Raw genomic sequence first — 651 nt, forward strand, 5'->3', positions numbered from 1 at the left:
TCGAGATTAATGGCTATAGACCTATATCGTCTCTATGGATTTCAAGGAAGAAGCGCTATGAATCGCAATTTTAAAGTAATTTGGAATAGATCATTAGGGTGCTTTATGGCTGTTGCAGAATATGCAAAGAGCCGTGGCAAGTCTTCAAGTTCTGCTGTCAGTTCTGGCGTTAGTCCTTCTACAGGCGCTATGGCAGGAAGCATACGACTAGTAAAATTAAGTGCGTTGTGTGTGGGGATGGCTGCTACTGGATTTAGTATGCAGGTAGTAGCAGGCTATGAGGCAGGCGGTGGGACAACGTTTAACAACTGTACAAGAGGTACTACTGGTTCTGGTACTGAATCTGCTTCGATAGCTATTGGAAATGATGTTTTAAATAATATTGCTTGTGCCTCAGGTCCAGAGGCAATCGCAATAGGTGCAAATCTTGCAGCATCAGGTTCACAGGCTACAGCAATCGGTAGTGATATTATTGCGAGTGGTGATCTATCAGTCATTATAGGTCAAAATTTCAATAGTAATCCTACGACATCTACTGGTGCAGGTGGGGTTGCTATTGGTAGTGGCTTATCTCCAAATTTAGATAGCCCAATTGCCAATGGAATTGGTTCTGTTGCTATCGGTTCAAGTGGAAATGCCACTACCAATGGC

General features: G+C 43.2%; 1 protein-coding gene. It reads left to right on the forward strand.

Going from position 1 to position 651, the window contains the following annotated elements; all coding sequences use genetic code 11:
• Positions 1 to 57 precede the first annotated feature (57 nt).
• On the forward strand, positions 58 to 651 hold a 594-nt coding region (locus ACTXGO_RS15705; protein ID WP_443575176.1), incomplete at its 3' end, for an ESPR-type extended signal peptide-containing protein.

The sequence above is a fragment of the Psychrobacter sp. T6-1 genome (genome assembly GCF_052258445.1).